16 protein-coding genes and 1 tRNA gene are annotated in these 19,813 nt (G+C 72.0%); 9 read left to right on the top strand and 8 right to left on the bottom strand.

The genetic code is table 11. The features are described 5' to 3' along the window. Positions 1–26: 26 nt before the first annotated feature. The gene (gene thiD / locus CFK38_RS15465) at positions 27–899 is read right to left on the bottom strand and encodes a bifunctional hydroxymethylpyrimidine kinase/phosphomethylpyrimidine kinase (protein ID WP_096803880.1); all 873 of its coding nucleotides are present in this window, start codon (positions 897–899) and stop codon (positions 27–29) included. Between the two features lie 240 nt (positions 900–1,139). Between thiD and CFK38_RS15470 the strand changes: the two genes are divergently transcribed. Both CFK38_RS15470 and CFK38_RS15475 read left to right on the top strand, forming a co-directional pair. Next, the gene (locus CFK38_RS15470) at positions 1,140–2,066 is read left to right on the top strand and encodes a hypothetical protein (protein WP_096804403.1); all 927 of its coding nucleotides are present in this window, start codon (positions 1,140–1,142) and stop codon (positions 2,064–2,066) included. A gap of 53 nt (positions 2,067–2,119) precedes the next feature. Next, positions 2,120–2,926 (top strand): hypothetical protein, encoded by an 807-nt coding sequence (locus tag CFK38_RS15475; RefSeq protein WP_096803881.1) that lies wholly within the window; start codon positions 2,120–2,122, stop codon positions 2,924–2,926. A 7-nt stretch (positions 2,927–2,933) separates the two neighbouring features. Here CFK38_RS15475 and cls read toward each other — a convergent pair whose 3' ends face one another. From cls to CFK38_RS15495, 4 genes are all read right to left on the bottom strand, one after another. Beyond that, entirely contained in the window at positions 2,934–4,421 is a 1,488-nt protein-coding gene (gene cls, locus CFK38_RS15480) for a cardiolipin synthase (RefSeq protein WP_096803882.1), read from the bottom strand. Positions 4,422–4,513: 92 nt separating this feature from the next. Then, a complete protein-coding gene (locus tag CFK38_RS15485; RefSeq protein ID WP_096803883.1) occupies positions 4,514–5,416 on the bottom strand; it encodes a Bax inhibitor-1/YccA family protein in 903 nt (300 codons plus the stop codon). A 155-nt stretch (positions 5,417–5,571) separates the two neighbouring features. Continuing rightward, a complete protein-coding gene (locus CFK38_RS15490) occupies positions 5,572–6,708 on the bottom strand; it encodes a trans-sulfuration enzyme family protein (RefSeq protein ID WP_096803884.1) in 1,137 nt (378 codons plus the stop codon). Positions 6,709–6,820: 112 nt separating this feature from the next. Continuing rightward, complete coding sequence (locus tag CFK38_RS15495) at positions 6,821–8,236, bottom strand: MFS transporter (protein ID WP_096803885.1); 1,416 nt, start codon at positions 8,234–8,236, stop codon at positions 6,821–6,823. A gap of 180 nt (positions 8,237–8,416) precedes the next feature. Between CFK38_RS15495 and CFK38_RS15500 the strand changes: the two genes are divergently transcribed. Next, complete coding sequence (locus tag CFK38_RS15500; protein WP_096803886.1) at positions 8,417–9,526, top strand: ROK family transcriptional regulator; 1,110 nt, start codon at positions 8,417–8,419, stop codon at positions 9,524–9,526. A gap of 85 nt (positions 9,527–9,611) precedes the next feature. Here the strand turns inward: CFK38_RS15500 and CFK38_RS15505 are convergent, their stop codons facing one another. Continuing rightward, positions 9,612–10,370, bottom strand: coding sequence for a YggS family pyridoxal phosphate-dependent enzyme (locus tag CFK38_RS15505; RefSeq protein ID WP_096804404.1), 759 nt, complete (start codon positions 10,368–10,370; stop codon positions 9,612–9,614). A 169-nt stretch (positions 10,371–10,539) separates the two neighbouring features. Next, positions 10,540–10,613, bottom strand: a tRNA-Leu gene (locus CFK38_RS15510). A 61-nt stretch (positions 10,614–10,674) separates the two neighbouring features. Here CFK38_RS15510 and CFK38_RS15515 point away from each other — a divergent pair. Both CFK38_RS15515 and CFK38_RS15520 read left to right on the top strand, forming a co-directional pair. Next, positions 10,675–12,834: a helicase-associated domain-containing protein gene (locus CFK38_RS15515; protein WP_096804405.1), complete on the top strand. Its 2,160-nt coding sequence runs from the start codon at positions 10,675–10,677 to the stop codon at positions 12,832–12,834. 167 nt (positions 12,835–13,001) lie between these two features. Continuing rightward, a complete protein-coding gene (locus tag CFK38_RS15520; protein WP_096803887.1) occupies positions 13,002–13,271 on the top strand; it encodes a hypothetical protein in 270 nt (89 codons plus the stop codon). A 142-nt stretch (positions 13,272–13,413) separates the two neighbouring features. Here CFK38_RS15520 and gndA read toward each other — a convergent pair whose 3' ends face one another. Beyond that, complete coding sequence (gndA, locus tag CFK38_RS15525) at positions 13,414–14,877, bottom strand: NADP-dependent phosphogluconate dehydrogenase (protein ID WP_096803888.1); 1,464 nt, start codon at positions 14,875–14,877, stop codon at positions 13,414–13,416. Positions 14,878–15,140: 263 nt separating this feature from the next. Here gndA and CFK38_RS15535 point away from each other — a divergent pair, with 263 nt between their 5' ends. From CFK38_RS15535 to CFK38_RS15550, 4 genes are all read left to right on the top strand, one after another. Beyond that, entirely contained in the window at positions 15,141–16,805 is a 1,665-nt protein-coding gene (locus tag CFK38_RS15535) for a DNA repair helicase XPB (RefSeq protein WP_096803889.1), read from the top strand. Positions 16,806–16,934: 129 nt separating this feature from the next. Beyond that, positions 16,935–17,408 carry a LapA family protein gene (locus CFK38_RS15540; protein ID WP_096803890.1) on the top strand — a complete coding sequence of 158 codons (474 nt, stop codon included), beginning with the start codon at positions 16,935–16,937 and terminating at the stop codon, positions 17,406–17,408. Between the two features lie 54 nt (positions 17,409–17,462). Continuing rightward, a complete protein-coding gene (locus CFK38_RS15545) occupies positions 17,463–18,182 on the top strand; it encodes a response regulator transcription factor (RefSeq protein ID WP_096803891.1) in 720 nt (239 codons plus the stop codon). A gap of 3 nt (positions 18,183–18,185) precedes the next feature. After that, a complete protein-coding gene (locus tag CFK38_RS15550) occupies positions 18,186–19,787 on the top strand; it encodes a sensor histidine kinase (RefSeq protein ID WP_096803892.1) in 1,602 nt (533 codons plus the stop codon). Positions 19,788–19,813: the final 26 nt, after the last annotated feature.

The raw sequence follows: 19,813 nt of genomic DNA on the forward strand, positions 1-19,813 counted from the left end.
CGCGGAGGGATCGGTCGCTCCCGCGCTCAGGTATCCAGGGTGATCAGGTGGTTGAGCGGGCCGTAGCCGCCGCCCCGGCGCGAGAGCGTCCAGTCCTGGGCGTTCTCGGTGGCGCTGGCGACGAACTCGCGGGCGGAGGCGACGATGGTGACGAGGTCGTCGTCCGCCCCGGCCTTCCCGATCTCCCCCAGCTGACCGGCCCGGTCGAAGCCGGCGATGCGGGCGAGCTGCGCCGCGATCGCGGCCGACAGCGTCGAGCCGGCTCCCCGGATCCGGCGGCGGGGATCCCGTCGGGCGCGCAGCAGGTCGGTGCCGCCGGCGTGGACCAGCACGTCGACCACGTCCTCACCCTCCAGGCGGCCCCCGGTGATCAGCACGGCGCCCGGCCCCAGCGCCTGCAGCGCGAGCGCCTGCTCCCGGATCTCTTCGATCGAGGTGGCCAGCGGCCGACCCAGCAGCTGCGCCGCCTCCGCCATGTTCGGGGTGAGCACGTCCACCAGCGGCAGCAGCTGCTGTCCCAGCGCGCTCGCCCCTTCGGCGGAGATCAGCGGTGTGCCGTGAGCGCTGACCATCACGGGATCCAGGACGATCCGCCCCAGTCGGGCCCGATGCTCCCGGACCGCTCCGGCGACGGCCTCCACCACTGCGGCGCTGCCGAGCGCCCCGATCTTGGTCGCATCGATCCGGAGATCCTCGGCCACCGCGTCGATCTGCTCGCGCACGACGTCCGCCGGCAGCGGGTGGGTGTCGTGGACCTGGTGAGCGGTCACCGTGGTGACCATGCTGACGGCGCTCGCCCCGTACGCACCGAGGGCGGTGAACGTCTTGAGGTCCGCCTGGAGGCCCGCGGCCCCGTCGGATTCCGAGGCGGCGATCGTCAGGACGAGGGGCGGGCGCATGCAGTCTCCATCTCTCGGGGTCCCGAACTCCGACGGGGATGCGGAGCCGGGCAGAGCGCGGCGCGGGGCCTGCTCCGTGAGCGGAGAGTACCAACCGCGCCTGGCTCTTCCCTCCTGGCGGCGGCCGACCCCGCTCCTCGCACTATCCTGATCCCTGCAGCAGGGGCCCGCGTGCGAGAATCACTCGGGGGCACAGGCACGGGTGGTGTCAGCGGCGCCCTCGGGGTCGGGGAGGTGATGATGAGGCAGGAGCCAGGTGGCGAGCAGCGACCGCCGGGATCCGGGCTGCCCGATTTCTCCGGGTCGTCCTCCGACGCCCTCCCCGGCGTCGATCCCGACCACGGCCCGACCACCCTCGGCGCACCGAGCGAACGCGCGCTGCGTCGCTCCCGCACCACCATGCTCGCCGTCATCGGCGGCTCGGTGGTGCTGCTCGCCGTGATCGCGCTGATCCTGTCCCAGACCGTCTTCCGCTCGGCCCTGGACGATCCCGATCCCACGGCATTCCCGACCGATGAGCGCTCGGCCGGAGGCCGCTCCGAGTACGTGCCGGACCCGCAGGAGCCGGAGATCGCGCCGCCCCCGCCCATCTTCACCCAGGCGCCGACCACCGAATGCACCGTTCCGGAGCACCAGCCGGCCGCCCCGCCCTCCGCTCCCGGGAAGGTCCGCGGCGGCGATCTCGAGTACACCTCCCCGCAGACCTGGGGCCACGGCTGGCCTACGGGAACTCTGCCCTATCTCACGGAGATCGGCGCCGACGCCAGGAACGTCGAGGGCAACTGGTACAGCGTGGTCAACCTGGGCCGCGTCACCTTCGGCGAGGAGGAGGGCGGCTACCCGGGGCGCGAGAACGCCGCCGTCGCGATCTTCCAGTGCTACGCCACCACCTCGGGCGTCATCGAGTTCTTCGGCGAGACCCCGGAGGTGACCGACTACCGTTCCGAGGCCCTCACCGTGGACGGCGAGCACGCCTGGATCGTCCAGGCCACCTACCATTTCGAGGACCCCGAGAAGCTGGAGACCTCGAGCGCCTCGATCGTCACCTCGATCGTCGTCGAGACGCCGAACGGGCCCAGCGCACTGGCCAGCGACGTCGCCGCCGATCGGCCCGAGCACGTCCAGGACCTCGAGAGCATCATCGCCAGCCTCGACGTCATCGAATGACCGGCGGACCAGACCCCCGCTCGAGACCGAGACGCCCCGTCGAAGGAGCCCCCGTGCACACCGGACCGCAGTTCCCCACGACCCCGCAGCAGGTGCCCGGTCCCGGCGGCCGCGGCACTGCGCTGCTCGTCGGCGGGATCGCCTTCGCCGTCGTGTTCCTGCTGGTCGTGGGGGTCACCGTCAGCTATCTGGTGCTCCGTCCCGGCGGTGGTCAGGAGGCCGACGGCCCACCGGTCACGGGGTCCTCGACCGCGACCGCGGCGGCGCCCACCGCAGAGGCGGAGGCGGGCTCCCCCACCCCGACCGATGTCGTGGCGGAGCGCTGCTGGACGCCGGAGCCCGAGCGGAGCTCCGAGAACCCCTCGGGCAAGCTGCGCGGCGGTGGCCTGCAGTACATCCCGCCGGCCGTCTATGCACAGCGCGTCACCCCGCGCGGGATCGCCTATGCGAACGATCTCCAGGGAGCGCAGGCGCTGGTCGAGGACTCCTGGTACTCGACCACCTTCGTCGGGGCGGTCCAGTGGCAGCCCGGCATCGAGTACCCGGGGGCGGAGGCCGCCTCGAAGACCATCGTCGACTGCCTCTTCTACGCGAACATCTGGGGCGAGGCGCAGGGCCGCACGCTGGACGACGAGATCACCGAACCGGTGACGATCGCCGGGATCCCCGGGTACCGGACCACCGCCACCGTGAACTTCGCCTCCGATCCCCTGGAGAAGACCGACGCGAGCGCGCTGGACGTCGTGGTGCTGGAGACGGACGAGGGGCCCAGCGTCTTCGGGACCGAGACGTCGATCGGCGTCACCGAGCACGAGGAGGCTGCCGAGGCGGCCTATGCCTCCCTCACCGGGGTCTCCTGAGCATTCCTCAGACCACGGCGGAGGCCAGGCGGCAGAGGTTGTCGAGCACCTGCATGGTGCGAGGTCGCTGCGTCCACTCCTCGAGGGTGAGCTCGCGGCTGCGGGACCGGTAGGTCCCCTCCACCGACCGCATCTTCTCCATCGCGTCGGTGCCGCCGATCATCAGCGAGCACTCCATCTGCAGCAGGAACGAGCGGATGTCCATGTTCGAGGAGCCGATCACCGCGACGGAGTCGTCGATGGTCACGTGCTTGGCGTGGAGGATCGTGGGGGCGCGGTAGAGCCAGATCTTCACCCCGGCCTCCAGCAGCACCGAGTAGTAGGAGCGCTGGGCGTGGAAGACCAGGAACTGGTCCCCGATCTCGGAGACGAACAGTTCGACCTCCACCCCGCGCCGCGCGGCGGTGACCAGGGCCGCGAGCATCGATTCGTCGGGCACGAAATAGGGGGAGACCGCGACGATCCGCCGCGTGGCGGAATAGAACAGCTGGTTGAACAGGGCCAGGTTGTTCTCGGAGACGAAGCCGGGTCCGCTGGGCACCAGCTGGCACTCGTAGGTGCCCGAGGTGTCCGGGGAGCGCCGCACCACCGTCTCCTCCGGGAGCATCTGCTCGGACTCGTAGTACCAGTCGGTGGCGAACAGCAGGTTCAGCTCGGAGACGATCGGGCCGCGGAAGCGGGCCATGGTCTCCTGCCAGTGCAGGCCCCGGCGGATGTTCGCGGGCTTGTCGTAGTGGGAGGCGATGAGGTTCTGGCTGCCCATCCAGCCGATCTCGCCGTCCACGATCACCATCTTGCGGTGGTTGCGCAGATCCGGGCGTTGGAAGGCGCCGTCGCGGATGGGCTGGATCGGGTTCATCGGGAAGTGCTCGATGCCGTGGGCGTCGAGCATGCGGCGCATCGCCCGGTACTGCGGGCCATGGCTGAGAGCACCCCAGTGGTCGTACAGGACCCGCACCGTGACTCCGGCGTCCGCCCGCTCCGCGAGCGCCGCGAAGAAGTCCTCGGTGGTCTCGTCGAGGCCCATGATGTAGAAGAGCACGTGCACGTGCTCGCGCGCGGAGCGCACGTCGGCCGCCATCGCGGCGATCGAGGTCTCGTAGTCGATCTCGAGATCCGCGGAGTTGTTGCCCGTCAGCGGGAAGGCGCCCAGCTCCCGGTTCAGCCGCACCGCGGACTGCATCCAGCTGGGCACGTCCTCGTCGAGCTCGCTGTCGGGGATGTTCTGCGCCCGCACCCGCATCAGCCGGTTGACGACCTGCTGCTTCTCGCGACGCGCGCGCGGCAGCCGGGCCTTGCCCAGCAGCAGGTACAGCGGAAAGCCGATCAGCGGCAGCACCATGATCGCGAGCAGCCAGGCGATCGCCGAGCCGGGGCGACGGTTCCGCGGCACGATGATCAGGCTCACCAGGCGCAGCACGATATCCACGGCGAAGTAGACGTACGGGAGCCAGAGGGCCCCATGGTCCACCACCCACGTCCAGGCGTCGGTCATCGGTCATCCTCTCGCGGGGAAGCAGAACGGCGGGCCCCCGAGGAGACCCGCCGCTCAGCATACGGGCGCGGAGCGCGCCCTCCGTGTCCTGCTCAGTCGCCGCCGCGCAGGATCGCGAGGATCCGCAGGATCTCGATGTACATCCACACCATGGTGACCGCGAGCCCGAAGGCGACGCGCCAGGCGTACTTGCGCGGGACCCCGGCCTCGGCGGCGTGCTGGACGTCCTCGAAGTCCATCACCAGCGAGTAGGAGGCCATCACGACGGCGAGCCCGCCGATGGCCAGGCCCAGCATGCCGTCACGCAGGTTCGTGCCGGTCATCAGCATCATCCCGATGTTGACCAGACCGAACAGCATGTACGCGATCATCGCGACGAAGAAGATCTTGTTCAGGCGCGGCGAGGTGCGCAGCACCCCCATGCGGAACAGGACCAGCACGGTGCCGGCGACGGCGAGGGTGCCCACCACGGCCTGCAGCGCGATCCCGGGGAAGAAGTACTCCAGGGAACCGCTGATCCCGCCGAGGAACAGGCCCTCGAAGACGGCGTAGGCGATCACCGCGATCGGCGAGGGCTGCTTCTTGAAGATGTTGACCAGGGCGGCGACCAGGCCGCCGATCACACCGACCACCGTGGCGACACCGGTGATCGCCAGGCCTGCCTGGGCACCGGCCTCGCCGGCCACGAGGGACAGCGCGTAGGGGAGGATGGCGACCGCGAAGCCGACCACGACGATGATGCCGAGGGTCGCGGTGATCGCGTTCAGCGCATCGCGCATCGTCATCCGGCCGGTGTCGTGACCCGTCGCGGAGGGGCGGGCGTAGAGCGCCTCGAGCGAGTCGCCCTGCTGCGCCCCCTGCGCGGCGAAGCCCGAGGACCACTGGGTGTCCGGGGCGGGGGCGGTCCGGGCGGTCTGACCGAACTGGGGGGCGTGGTGGTTCGCGCCGCCTCGCACGGACTGATCGCGGCCGAACACGATGTTGTGGCGTGCCATGTGGCTCCTCACGTGGGATCGGGGGCCCGGGACGGACGCCGTGGGGCGACCGCGGACCGACCCGGGCATCCTATCGTCGGATCCCGAGACCCCGCTGGGTGTGCGCTCCGCTCTGGGCGAAGCGCGCAGCGGGCGAGGCGCACGGCGGGCGGAGCTCAGCGCGCAGCGGCGGCGAGGGCCTGGTCGAGATCTCCCAGGAGGTCCCCGATGTCCTCGATCCCGACGCTCAGCCGCAGCAGCTCCTCGGAGATCCCCGCGGCCTGCCGCGCCTGGTCCGTCATGGCCTCATGCGTCATGGTGGCGGGGCGGCAGATCAGGGTCTCGACCCCGCCGAGGCTCACCGCATAGGCGGGATAGCGCAGCGCCTCGAGGAAGGCGATCCGGTCCAGTCCCGCTGCCAGCTCGAAGGAGAGCACCGCGCCCGTGCCGGAGGCCTGGGAGGCGTGGATGCGGGCCTCCTCCTCGCTGTGGGAGCCGGGATACCAGACTCGGGCGATGTCGGCGCGGCCGCGCAGATGCGCGACGATCGCCTCGGCATTGGCCTGCTGCCGCTCGATCCGCAGCGGGAGGGTCTTGATCGACTGGATCAGTCGGAAGGAGTCCTGCGGGGCGAGCACCCCGCCCTGCGCCTTCTGCGCGAGCGCGAAGGCCTCGGCGAGCGCGGCGTCGTTCGTGGTGAGGGCACCGGCCAGCAGGTCCGAGTGCCCGGCGAGGTACTTGGTGGCGGACTGCACGACCACATCGGCCCCCAGCTCGAGGGGACGCTGCAGCACCGGCGACATGAAGGTGTTGTCGACGATCACCAGCGCCCCGTGGCGATGCGCGAGCTCGACGATGCGACGCAGATCGGTGATCCGCAGCGTGGGGTTGGCGGGGGTCTCGACGAAGATCGCCCGGGTCGCGGGCGTGAAGTCCGCAGCGGTGAGAGCGCCGAGGTCATCGACGAAGCGACCGGTGATGCCGCGTCCGGGCAGCACCAGGTCCACGAAGCGGTAGGTGCCGCCGTAGACGCTCGCGGGCAGCAGCACCTCGTCGCCGACGACCAGGGTCGACAGCGCCGCCGCGGTCGCGGCCATCCCCGAGGTGAAGGCGAAGCCGTGCTCGGCGCCGTCGAGGGCGGCCAGCACCGTCTCGAGCTGGGCCCGGGTGGGGTTGGCGCCGCGCTGGTAGGCGAAGGCACCCTCCTCGCTGGCCCGGTCGAGCTCGAAGGTCGAGGAGAGGTGGACCGGCGGGACCACGGCTCCGTGCTCGAAGTCCTTCAGGGTATGCACGGCGGCGGTCTGGATGTGCACGGCGGCTCCTCGTTCCTCGGTTCGGCCTCTCCCCGCCACAGTAGGGCTCCCCGGCGCGGATCTCCGGGGGTCCGTGACCGTTTGTGACGACGGTGCGGCCGTGCGGCGGGGCTCAGGACGTGGCCATCACCGGGAGCATGCCGGTGGTGGTGGGGGCGGGCTCGAGCTCGTCCCTGGACTCCGGTGCGAGGACCGGGATCGAGTCGGTGAAGGTGTCCTCGTGCTCGCGCAGCACGGCCAGGGTGCGCCGGGACCGCAGCTGCAGCGCCACCAGGGTCGCGCCGACCAGGACGAAGCCGGTGCTCGCCAGCACGATCGCGACCACCATCGGAGCCCGGAAGCCGAGGCCGCCGGCGATCACCGCGCCGCCGAGGGCGGCACCGAGCGCATTGGCGACGTTGAAGGCGGCATGGTTCAGGGAGGCACCGAGCACCTCGGAGCGGTGCGCCACCCGGATCAGCCAGGTCTGCAGCGCGGGGCTCAGCGCCGAGCTGGCCGTGTTGACGGCGAAGAAGCCGATCAGCAGGCCGGGCAGCGAGCCGGGAGCCGCGAGGAACAGCCCCACCAGCGCGGCGATGTAGAGCGGGAAGCCCAGCAGCAGGGTGCCCCGCAGGGAGCGGTCGGTGGTGATCCCGCCGAGGATGTTGCCGAGCGTCATGCCCAGCCCGGCCGCGGCGAGCACCCACGGCACCACGCTCGCCGAGGCGCCGGAGACCTGGGTGGCGATGTCGGCGACGTAGCTGAACACGGCGAAGCCGCCGGCGAAGCCGACCGCCGCGATGGCCATGACGATCCAGAGCTGCACGCGGCGCAGGGCGAGCAGCTCGTCGACCGCGCGACGCCCCGGGACGGCGGGCTGCGGCGGCAGGGCCCAGCGCAGAGCCAGCACGGTGGCCAGGAAGATCCCGGCGATCACCAGGTAGACGGTGCGCCAGCCGGCGACCTGGCCCAGGGCGGTCATCAGCGGGACCCCGATGAGGTTCGCGACGGTCAGCCCGGACAGTGCCACGGCCACCCCCTTGCCCTGGCTGCCGGGCCCCATCAGGGAGGCGGCCAGCAGCGAGGCGACCCCGAAGTAGGCGCCGTGCGGCAGTCCCGCGAGGAAGCGGGCGGCCAGCGTGAGCTCGAAGGTGGGCATCAGTGCGGACAGCACGGTCCCGGCGGCGAGCGCGACGGCGAGCGCGGTGATCATCGAGGTCCGGCTCCAGCGCACCGACAGCAGCGCGAGCACCGGCGCGCCCACGACCACGCCGAGGGCGTAGGCGGTGATCAGCCCGCCGGCCCGGGCGATGCCCGCCTCGGGGTCGGTGGACATCTGGGGGCTCAGCAGCCCCTCCGCGATCCCGGGCAGCAGGCCCATGGTGGCGAACTCGGAGGCCCCGATGCCCACCCCGCCGAGGGCGAGGGCGAGCAGGGCGAGGGTGCGGCGACGAGCGGAGAGCTCGTGCGGGGCGGGCTGCGCGGTCCGGGCGGCGGTCGGGGTCGACTCGGGCGGCGGGGCCGGGCGGGAAGCGGCATGGAGCGTCATGGGAGGTCCTCGACGATCGGAGGTGCAGGGTCAGGAGGGCGTCGTCGACCGAGGTGCCACAATAAGCCAACGCTGTTGCGTTACGTCAAGGGGGTGCGGGAGCAGTTCCTCGTCACACGGGCTCCGGGCCGTGCCGCCCGGAACCCGCCGCGCGGCCCCAGGACCCGGTGACGTGCGAGGATGAGCGCCGTGAGACCGACCGGACCGCTGGACCGCGTGGCAGGCGCCCATGACGCCGCCGTGCTCGCCGTCGCGCGGCGCGGCGAACCCGTCGCCCGCGCCGGTCTGGCCGACGCCCTGCAGGTCACGCCGCAGGCGATCTCGAAGATCCTCACCCGGCTGATCGATCGTGGGCTGATGGCCGAGAGCGGCTCCTTCTCCTCCGGGCCGGGCAAGCCCACCACCCTGTACCGGATCGTCGCCGAGTCCCGTCGGGCGATCGGTCTGCACCTGACCAGGTCCCGGCTGCACGGGGTGGTGGCGGACCTCACCGGGCAGGTGCTGGACCGCCGCAGCGTCGGGATCGACCCCGCCCGGCCGGTGCCCGCACTGATCGCGGACCTCGCCGAGATGGCCCGGGAGCTCGCCCGCCACGGCCGCGGGGAGCTGCTCGGGGTGGGGGTCGGGATGCCGGGGCCGGTCGATCCCGTCGAGGGCGTCTACGGCGGCTCGGCCTCCTCCGCCGACGGCTGGCGGGGCGCGCCGATCCGCGCCCTGCTGCTCGAGGAGCTCGCGCTGCCGGTCCATCTCGACCACGACTCACGGGCGGCGCTGGTCGGTGAGAGCTGGTCCCAGCCCGGCCTGCTGGACAACGCCGCCCTGGTGCTCGCCGAGGAGGGGCTGGGGGCAAGCCTGCGCCTGGACGGTGCGATCGTGCGCGGTGCCCACTCGCAGGCCGGGGAGGTCGGGCACACGGTGGTGCGGATGGACGGGCTGCCCTGTCCCTGCGGGCGCCGCGGCTGCGCCCAGGCCGAGTACCTCGCCGCCCTCGAGGCCGGCGATCAGGAGCTCGCCGCCCGGGTGCTCGCCACCGTGGTGCTGGATCTGGTGCGGCTGGTGGATGTGGACCGGGTGGTGCTCGGCGGCCGCGCCGTCTACGCGCACCACCGGGTGACGATGGAGGCGGTCCGCGCCGCGCTCGACGAGGGGCTGCGCGCCGAGGCCAGGCTCCATGTCGAGGTGCTGCTGTCCACCCGCGGCATCGACCTGATCGCCGCCGGCGCCGCCTGCCAGGTGCTCGAGCACGAGTACGGGCTGCCGACCGCGCTGGTGGGGCCCGAGACGGGCTGAGCGCTCAGGCGGCCCGGTGCTCGGCCGGCCCGGTGCTCGGCCGGGGCGGTGCTCGGCCGGGGCGGTGCTCAGGCAGGGCGCGTGCTCAGGCGGGACGCGCGCCAAAGATCGCCGAACCGACCCGGACGATGGTCGCGCCCTCCTCGACCGCGATCTCGAGGTCCCCGCTCATGCCCATCGACAGCTCGGTGAGCTCCTCGGCGCCGAGCTGCTCCCGCACGGTGTCCCGCAGCTCCCGCAGCAGGTGCAGCGAGGCGCGGACCGCCACGGCGTCGCTGGTGTTGGCCCCGATGGTCATCAGGCCGACGGGCCGCAGCACGGTGCTGGCCCGCAGCCGCTCCACGATCGGCGCGAGCGCCTCCACGGTCGGCGCGAACCCGCCCTTGGAGTCCTCCCCGGAGGTGTTGACCTGCACCAGCACGTCCCGCCGCAGTCCGGCCGTCTCGGCGCGGCGCTCGAGCGCATCGGCGATCCCCTCCCGGTCCACGCTGTGGATCGTCTCCGCGAAGGCCACCACGTCCCGGGCCTTGTTGGTCTGCAGCCGGCCGATGAAGTGGCGCGGCACGCCGTTGTCCGCCAGCAGCGCATCGGCGTGCTTGGCGATCTCCTGGGCCCGGTTCTCCCCCACCGCGACCGGGCGCTCCCGTTCGCGCAGCAGCTCGACCGCCGCGGCGATCTCCGCGGGGGCGCGGGTCTTGGTGGCCAGCAGCACGGTGATCTCGCGGCCCTCGCGGCCCACCCGGGCAGCGGCGGCGTCCATCCGCGCGAGCACCTCGTCGAGGCGGGCCGCGAGCTGCTGGCGCTGCTCGTCCGGCAGGGCGGTGTCATCGGCAGGGGAGGTCATGCCCACCATTGTGGCCGATCCGGGCCCGGTCCTGTGCGTCCCTCGCGCGCCCCGAAGGTCGAGCACGGGCTGGTCGAGTACGGGCGCCCTGGCGAGGACTACGGCAGATATGGCATACAGGTCGCTCCTGCGCCACTATCCGACGAGCCGCCGGCGCGGGTGTCCCCAGTGCCCCCAGTGGGACTCGAACCCACACTGCGCCGATTTTAAGTCGGCCGCCTCTGCCGATTGGGCTATGGGGGCGAGCAGCGGAGCGGACGCACCGCAGCTTCTCACAGCGGGTCAGCCTATGCTGGAATGCATCATGACCGCTGTGATCCGGTCCCTCGCGGACTCCCTGCGACGGTTCGGCGACGCCCGGCTCGAGGCCCTGCTCGTCGCCCGACCGGATCTCGCCTCGCCCCTTCCCCGCGGGATCGGCCCGCTCGCCGCCCGCGCCGGGGGCGCCACCTCCGCCCGTCGCGCCCTGGAGGCGCTGACCCTGCCCGAGCTGCACCTGGTGGAGGCCCTCGCCGTCCTGGAGGACGGCAGCTCCCCCTCGCAGCTGGCCGCCGCCGTCTCCTCGGATGCGGCGACGATCGCGCCCGCCCTCGAACGGCTGCTCACCCTCGCCGTGGTCTGGGGCGAGGACGAGCTGTCCCTGATCCGGCCGCTGCGCGACGGACTGCGCAGCCCCGCGGGACTCGCGCCGCCCGCGCCCGAGGATCCCTCGGCCGAGGAGGCGCGCCTGCGCGTGGAGCGGGCCCGGACGGAGCATCCCGAGGCGCTCGAGGCACTCGCCTGGGGGCCTGCCGCCGTCACCGGTCACGGCCGGCTCGCTCGGGATCTGCGGACCGCCGGCATCGTGGTCGGCGAGGGCGAGGAGCTGCACCTCCCCCGCCCGATCCACCTCGCCCTGCGCGACGGGCGGGTGCGCCGCACGCATGCCGCCCGGCGCCCCGCCCCGACCGGCCCCGAGCGCACCGAGCGGATCCCCGGCTCCCGCACCGCCCAGGCCGTCGAGCACGCCTTCGAGGCGCTGCGTCTGCTGAGCACCGTGCGCGGCTTCGACGAGGACCCGCCCGGGGTGCTGCGCCGCGGCGGTCTGCCGCAGCGGGATCTGCGACGTCTCGCCGAACGGGCCGGCACCACCGTGCCGGTTCTGGCGACCGTGCTGCAGTCCGCCTGGCAGGCGGGGCTGATCGGGCACGACGGCCAGGAATGGCATCCCACGACGGACTGGGACGCCCACCGGCAGCTGCCCGCCGAGCAGCGCTGGGCCGAGCTGGTGCTGGCCTGGGCCCGCGGCCACCACCTGGCCGCGGTGGTCGGCACCCCGGACTCCTCCGGCACCGGGCGCTCCCTGCTCTCCGATCTCACCCGCCGCGACGGGGTGCGCACCCGGCGCGGCAGCCTGCTGCAGGTGCTGCGCACCTCCCCCACCGTCGACGCGACCGAGGACTCCCTCGCCGCCGCGCTCGCCTGGGCGTTCCCGCTGGTCCCCGCCGAGGTGATCCGGGAGGAGACCGCTGCCCTGCTGACCGAGGGCGAGGTGCTCGGCGTGCTCGACGGCGGAGCCCTCACCGTGCTCGGTCAGGAGCTGGTCCTCGCCCTGGACGAGGAGATCACCCGCGCCGATGACCGGCTCGCGGCCGCGCTCCGGGAGGCCGCCCCGCCGCCGGTGGCGGAGGTGCTGCTGGACGCCGATCTCACCGTCGTGGTCCCGGGCCGGCCCGCCGAGTCCCTGCTGCCGCTGCTGGACTGGACGGAGATGGTCTCGCGCGGCGGGGCGCTCACCCTGCGCTTCACCACGTCCTCCGTCCGTCGTGCGCTCGCGGACGGCCGCGACGGCGAGGCGCTGCTGGCGCTGCTGGCGGAGGTCTCCCGCTCCCCCGTCCCGCAGTCGCTGACCTACCTGCTGCGCGATGAGCAGCGGCGCCACGGCCGGGTCCAGGTCTCCCGGGCCACCACCGTGCTCACCGCGGAGGCGGAGGTGCTCGATCTGCTGCAGGTCGCGCCCGAGGCCGCCGCCCTCGGGCTGCACCGCCTCGCCCCCACGGTCGCCGTCACCCTCTCGGATCCCGGTTTCGCGCTGCAGGTGTCCCGTCAGGCGGGCCTGTCCCCGCAGGCCGTGGGGCCCGACGGCCGTCCTGTGGCGGAGGAGCTGACCCATTCCCTCCGCGGTGGTCCCGTGGAACCTGATCTGGTCACCATCGAGGGACCCGAGCTGCGGGTCCCCGCCGCCGAGGCGGTCGCCCGCCTCCGCGCGGCGGAGGAGGGCGGCGTCGACCTCTCCGTCACCGATCGCCTGCTGGACGCCATCGCCCGCAGCGACGAGATCCCCCTCGGCATCGTCGACGGGCGCGGCGGAGTGGTGGTGAAGCACGCCCGGCCGCTCTCCCTCGAGGGAGGGAGGCTGCGGGCCCGCGACGCCGGACGCGACGAGGAGTTCACGGTGCTGGTGCACCGGGTGACGCTCGGCTGACACATCACCTCAGGTGACAGACACGCCATGGGGAGTCCTCCCCATAGCAGGGACCCCCTGGCCCACGTAGTATTTCGCACGCCAGGACCGGACGTACGCGAACACCCGACCTGGGACCGGGGCACCACCGCGCCCGGAGAACGATCATCAGGAAGAAGGGGATTCCCATGACCGCACCCATCTCGGGCCACGACGTCGAGAAGCTCAAGAAGAACGCTCTCATCGCGACCATCGTCGGTTTCGTCTGCGGCGGCGCCATCCCGGGCGTCCTCGGGCTGCTCGGCTATCTCAAGGCGGACCAGGAGCCGGAGACCGCGAAGAAGTTCACCAAGTGGGCGTGGATCGCCTTCGCGATCATGTGGGTCCTCGCGATCATCTTCATCGTGATCTACGTCGTGTTCATCGTCGCCATGGTCAACAGCGGCAGCACGTACTGACCGTCGGCGGGTCGCCCCGCCGCAGCACGACGCAGGCCCCGGATCAGCTGATCCGGGGCCTGCGTCGTGCTCAGAGCACGTCGATCAGTCCTGCGTGAGTCCGACTGATCTCCTACCGTTTCGCACGCTCACAGCACGTCGATCAGTCCTGCTTGGTCTCGCGACGGTCCTCGGTCCACTCCACGTGGAAGGTGCCCTCGGCGTCGACGCGCTGGTAGGTGTGCGCACCGAAGTAGTCGCGCTGCGCCTGGACCAGGGCGGCCGGGAGGCGCTCGGCGCGCACCGAGTCGTAGTAGGACAGGGTCGAGGCGAACACCGGCACCGGGCAGCCGGTGGAGGCCGCGAAGGCCACGATCCGACGCCAGGCCGGGATGCACTTGGCGATCTCGGTGCTGAAGTACTCGTCGCTCAGCAGCAGCGAGAGCCCCGGGTTGCGGTCGTAGGCCTCGGTGATGCGGTCGAGGAAGCGGGCACGGATGATGCAGCCCTCGCGCCAGATCGCGGCCATGTCGCCGAGCGTGATGTCCCAGCCGTACTCGTCGGCACCCTTGGCGATCTCGTCGAAGCCCTGCGAGTACGAGACCAGCTTCGCGGCGTACAGCGCCTTCTGGAGGTCGTCGATGAACTGCTTCGGATCGGCGATCTCGAGCTGCTGCTCCTCGCCGACGAGCACGCCACGGGCGGCCTCGCGCTGCGGAGTGCCGCCGGAGATGGAGCGGGCGAAGGTGGCCTCGGCGATGCCGGTGACCGGGACTCCCAGGTCCAGCGCCGTCTTCACGGTCCAGGCGCCGGTGCCCTTCTGCGCGGCCTGGTCCAGGACCACGTCGACGAAGGGCTCGCCGGTGGTGGCGTCCTTGTGGTGCAGCACCGTGGCGGTGATCTCGATGAGGAAGGACTCCAGATCGCCCTTGTTCCACTCCTCGAACACGTCGCCGATCGCATCGGCGTCCATGCCCAGGGCCTTGGACATCATGTCGTAGGCCTCGGAGATGACCTGCATGTCGGCGTACTCGATGCCGTTGTGGACCATCTTCACGAAGTGGCCGGCGCCGTCCGCGCCCACATGGGTGCAGCAGGGCTTGCCGTCCTCGGCCTTGGCGGCGATCGTCTCGAACATGGGGCCGAGGCGATCGTAGGACTCCTTGGTGCCGCCGGGCATGATCGAGGGGCCGTTCAGCGCGCCCTCCTCGCCGCCGGAGACGCCGGCGCCCACGAAGTGCTGGCCCTTCTCACGCAGCGCGGCCTCGCGACGACGGGTGTCCGTGAACAGGGCGTTGCCGGCGTCGACGATGATGTCGCCCTCGTCCATCAGGGAGGACAGCTCGTCGATCACGGCGTCGGTGGGCCCTCCGGCCTTGACCATGATGATCGCCACGCGCGGCTTCTGCAGCGAGCCGACGAAGTCCTCCATCGATTCCGAGGGGAAGAACTCGCCGTCGGTGCCGTGCTCGGCGATGACGGCCTCGGTCTTGCCGACGCTGCGGTTGTGGATCGCGACCTTGAAGCCGTTGCGGGCGAGGTTGCGCGCCAGGTTGGAGCCCATCACCGCCATTCCGGTGACACCGATGTCCGCGGCATCGGCGGGGGACGGAGCGAAACTAGCCATGGGTTCTCCTCAGGTCGGGTGAGCGTCGAGCCGGGCCGGGCCCCGCAGCCGACGGGGGGTCGGCGGGCTGGGCGGTCCGGTCCTTCAGCGTCCATCTTAGGGATCTCCGCCCGTCGGTGCTCCGCAGTGCCGAGGCTTGCCGCGAGGACACCCCGGGGGCCGGCGCCCCCGTCCCGCTCCCGCTCCCGCTCCCGCTCCCGCTCTCGCTCCCGCTCCCGCTCTCGCTCCCGCTCCCGCTCCCGCTCCCGGCGTAGCCTGAACGGATGACCGACGGCCCCCTCATCGTCCAGAGCGACAAGTCCCTCCTGCTCGAGGTCGACCACCCCAGCGCGCAGACCGCCCGGATCGCGATCGCCGCCTTCGCGGAGCTCGAACGCGCCCCGGAGCACGTGCACACCTACCGCATCACCGATCTGGGGCTGTGGAACGCGCGCGCCGCCGGCTACGACGCGGAAACGGTGGTCGCGGCGCTGGTGGACCATTCCCGCTATCCGGTGCCCCACTCGCTGCTGATCGACGTCGCGGACACCATGGACCGCTACGGCCGCCTGCAGCTGCTCTCGGACCCCACCCACGGCCTGGTGCTGCACGCCCTGGACCGCCCGGTGCTCGAGGAGGTGGCGCGGGCCAAGCGCATCCAGGGCATGCTCGGTGCCCGGATCGATGCCTCGACGGTGGCGGTGCACCCCTCGGAGCGCGGCGCGCTGAAGCAGGCGCTGCTGAAGCTGGGCTGGCCCGCCGAGGACCACGCCGGCTACGTCGACGGCGAGGCGCATCCGATCACGCTCGCCGAGGACGGCTGGCAGCTGCGCCCCTACCAGGCGGAGGCGGTGGACGGTTTCCGCCACGGGGGCAGCGGCGTGGTGGTGCTGCCCTGCGGGGCGGGCAAGACGCTGGTCGGTGCCGCGGCGATGGCGGCGATGGGCCGCACCACCTTGATCCTGGTGACCTCGACGGTCTCGGCCCGGCAGTGGAAGAGCGAGCTGCTGGCCCGCACCTCCCTCACGGAGGAGGAGATCGGCGAGTACTCCGGGGCGTCGAAGGAGGTGCGCCCGGTGACCATCGCGACCTACCAGGTGCTCACCATGAAGCGGAAGGGCGTCCACCCGCACCTGGAGCTGATGAGCGCCCGCGACTGGGGCCTGATCATCTACGACGAGGTGCATCTGCTGCCCGCGCCGGTGTTCCGGATGACCGCGGATCTGCAGGCCCGGCGCCGACTGGGGCTGACCGCCACCCTGGTGCGGGAGGACGGCCGCGAGGGCGAGGTGTTCTCCCTGATCGGCCCCAAGCGGTACGACGCCCCGTGGAAGGACATCGAGTCCCAGGGCTACATCGCCCCCGCGATCTGCACCGAGGTGCGGGCCACGATGCCGGCCTCGGACCGCATGGCCTATGCGATGGCGGAGGCCACGGACCGGCCCCGCCTGGGCGCCGCCCATCCGGCGAAGATCGACGTGGTCCAGAGGATCGCGCAGCGCCACCAGGGCGAGCCGATGCTCGTGATCGGGCAGTTCATCGACCAGCTGGAGGAGATCGCCGAGCGCCTGGGCGCGGACCTGATCACCGGGAGGACCCCGGTGCGCCGCCGCCAGGAGCTGTTCGACGCCTTCCGTGCCGGCCGGATCGACCGCCTGGTCGTCTCGAAGGTCGCGAACTTCTCGATCGACCTCCCCGAGGCCTCGGTCGCAGTGCAGGTCAGCGGCGCGTTCGGCTCCCGCCAGGAGGAGGCGCAGCGGCTCGGACGGCTGCTGCGACCGAAGGCCGACGGGCGCAGCGCGCACTTCTTTACCGTGGTCATGCGCGACACCCAGGACCAGGACTTCGCGGCCCACCGCCAGCGCTTCCTCGCCGAGCAGGGGTACGCCTACACGATCGTGGACGCCGAGGAGCTGGAGCAGCCGGAGCGCCCTGTCGACGGGCGCTGAGCCCCGACCCCATCGGCGCCGGCCCCTCTCCCGTCGGCGCGGAGCGATGGTCCGGGCGCGACGGCTGACTAGAGTGGATCGCGTATCCCGCTCGCCGCCGCACCGTCGGCCGTCCCCCAGGAGATCGACATGACCGCCCCCGACGATCCCACCCGCCCCACCGCATCCACCGGCGGGCACGACGCGGCACGGCCGGACACCCCCGCGACCGGGCGGCGCGCCGCCGCGGAGCCCGGCGGCACCCAGGACCAGCACACCACCGCGAAGCGCCCCGACCAGCAGCACCGGCCCGCCGGCGAACCCGGCCCCGTCGAGGAGCCGCAGGCCGGCGGCGGGAAGACCGCCGGCATGTGGATCGGGCTGATCCTCGGCGCGATCATCCTGGTGCTGCTGCTGATCTTCGTGATCCAGAACAACGTCACCGCCGGGTTCCAGTACTTCGGCACGGAGTTCGACCTGCCGCTGGGGGTGGCGATGCTCCTCGCGGCGATCGCCGGCGCCCTGGTGATGGCGCTGGTGGGGTCGGTGCGGATGGTCCAGATGAGCTGGACGATCCGCAAGCTGCGCAAGCAGCAGGAGAAGATCCACCGCGCCACCCGCTGATCCCGCCCAGCTCACGTCCAGCCGATTCCCACCCTCAAGGAGGACGGTGGCCCCATGACATCGCAAGAGGACCAGGACTACGAGGCACGACTCCTCGTCGTCGACGACGAACCCAACATCCGCGACCTGCTCGCGACCTCTCTCCGCTTCGCCGGCTTCGAGGTGTTCACCGCCTCGACCGGCAACGAGGCGATCCGGGAGGCCACCGAGAACCAGCCCGATCTGGTGGTGCTCGACGTGATGCTTCCGGACATGGACGGCTTCACCGTGACCCGCCGCCTGCGCGACCGGGGCGAGAAGTACCCGATCCTCTTCCTCACCGCCAAGGACGAGACGCAGGACAAGGTCGCCGGCCTCACCGTCGGCGGCGACGACTACGTCACCAAGCCCTTCAGCCTCGAGGAGGTCGTGGCCCGCATCCGCGCGGTGCTGCGCCGCACCCACGGCGGCACCGAGGCCACGGTCGACAGCTCCCTGGTGGTGGGCGATCTGCGCCTGGACGAGGACTCCCACGAGGTCCACCGCGCCGACGTGAACATCGAGCTGTCCCCCACCGAGTTCAAGCTGCTGCGCTACCTGATGCTCAATGCCGGCCGGGTGGTCTCCAAGACGCAGATCCTGGATCACGTCTGGGACTACGACTGGTCCGGCGAGGTGGGGATCGTCGAGTCCTACATCTCCTACCTGCGCCGCAAGATCGATGTGATCGGCGAGCCGATGATCCACACCAAGCGCGGCATCGGCTACGTGCTGCGCGCCCCCGAAGGTTCCTGAGGGTTGGCCCTGCCGAGCCTGCGCGCAGAGCGGCCCGTGTCCCTGTGGACGCGGATCGTCGCTCTGATCTCGCTGCTGCTGGTGCTCGGCACCGTCGTCACCGGGAGCCTGTCGCTGTTCCTGCTCAACCGCACCCTGATCCAGTCGGTCGACAGCAACCTGCAGGCAGGGATGGGCGAGATGCTGACCATGGCCCGGCACGAGCTGGCCGGGGATGACGACGCGGTCCAGAAGAGCACCTACACCCCGGTCGAGTACGCGGTGGAGATCCGGGACCGGCAGGGGCGGCCGATCGAGCAGACGGTGGTCCACTACGGGCCGGGGAACGTCACCCTCCCCTTCCCGGACCTGAGCAGGGAGCAGATCCTCCAGCGCGGGGGCCGGCCCTTCACGGTGCTGGACTCCTCGGAGAGCCGCTGGCGCGTGGTCGCCATGCTGAACTCAGGACCGCAGGGGGGCAGCGTCTACGTGGCCCTGCCGCTGACCGGCGTGGACCGCACCATGCACGAGATGGCGCTGATCATCGTGCTGGTCGGCACGCTCGTGGTGCTGGTGGGCATGGGACTGGGCGGCTACGTGACCCATCGCGCGCTGGAGCCGCTGCGGGACGTCGAGGCGACCGCCTCCCAGATCGCCGGCGGCGATCTCTCGCGCCGCGTCCCCGTGACCGACACCAGCCTCGAGGTGCACGCCCTGGCGCTGTCGCTGAACGAGATGCTGGTGCGCATCGAGCAGTCCTTCGCGGCGCAGTCCGCCTCGGAGGAGAAGGCCACGATCTCCGAGGCGAGGATGCGCCGCTTCGTGGGCGACGCCTCCCATGAGCTGCGGACCCCGCTCGCGGCGATCCGCGGTTTCGGCGAGCTGTACCGGATGGGCGCCCTGCCGGCGGACGAGGACGTCGCCTCGGCGATGCGGCGCATCGAGGACGAGGCCCGACGGATGGGCTCGCTGGTGGAGAACCTGCTGCGCCTGGCCCGGCTGGACGAGAAGCCGGCGCTCGACCTCGAGCCGGTGGACTTCACCGATGCCCTCTTCGATGCGGCCCAGGACCTGCGCGCCCTGGATCCGGGCCGGCAGGTGATGGTGACCTCGCTGTCGGGGACGCCACTGTCGGTGCAGCCGCATCTGCCGATCGGGGTGCTCGGCGACGAGGCGTCCCTGCGGCAGGTGATCCTGAACCTGGTGGGCAACGCGAACCGCCACACCCCCAAGGGCTCCCCCGTCGAGATCGCGGTGGGCTTCACCTCGCCGGATCGGGTGCGCATCGAGATCCGTGACCACGGCGAGGGCATCGACGACGACCAGCGCGAGAAGGTGTTCGAACGCTTCTACCGCACCGACTCCTCCCGGGTGCGGGCCGCGTCCCAGGGCGGCGGCGCAGGGCTCGGCCTCTCGATCGCGGCCTCGATCGTGCAGCAGCACCGAGGCGACATCGGGGTCACCGGGACCCCGGGCGGCGGCGCCACCTTCTGGGTCGAGCTGCAGGGCACCGAGATCGCCCCTGAGGAGCAGATCGAGCCCGATCAGCGCCGGGCGCTCGATCACCGCCCCCGCGGAGAGGGCTCTCCGTCGCCCGAGGATCCCGAGCCGGGCCCGACGGGCTGAACCGGACGGGCTGAACCCGACGGACC

Source organism: Brachybacterium vulturis (genome assembly GCF_002407185.1).
GTDB classification, from domain to species: domain Bacteria; phylum Actinomycetota; class Actinomycetes; order Actinomycetales; family Dermabacteraceae; genus Brachybacterium; species Brachybacterium vulturis.